The organism is Aquibacillus halophilus, assembly GCF_009649745.1.
In the GTDB taxonomy this organism is placed as follows: Bacteria; Bacillota; Bacilli; order Bacillales; family Amphibacillaceae; genus Aquibacillus; species Aquibacillus halophilus.
The window spans coordinates 1-281 of sequence record NZ_WJNG01000049.1 but is presented as its reverse complement, the minus strand read 5'-3'; the positions used below and the strand labels follow the sequence as shown (position 1 = coordinate 281).

Here is a 281-nt window from a genome sequence, read left to right as displayed (position 1 = left end):
AGTGACAGACAGAATGATTACTCTGCAGCTGATTTCAATTTCACAGACATAGGATTAGAAAACGGAAAGACCTACACAGTAACTGTTACGGGTTATGTAGACAGTGATGTAACTGTGCCAACTGATGCACAAGTAGTTCTCTCAACCGTAGACAGTTATACATGGTTATCCAATGTGAATTTTGTAGCCGGAGAAGCGTTTACGTTGACAAAGGAATTTACCGTAGATACTAGCGCAGATTCCAAGCTTCGAGTCCAATCAAATGGAGAAGGAGCAACAGT

The 281-nt window shown here is 41.3% G+C and carries 1 protein-coding gene; it reads left to right on the top strand.

What is annotated here, in order from left to right:
- Nucleotides 1-281, top strand: a 281-nt coding sequence (locus tag GH741_RS21480; RefSeq protein ID WP_205677362.1) for a carbohydrate binding domain-containing protein, incomplete at both ends; no start/stop codon positions are given.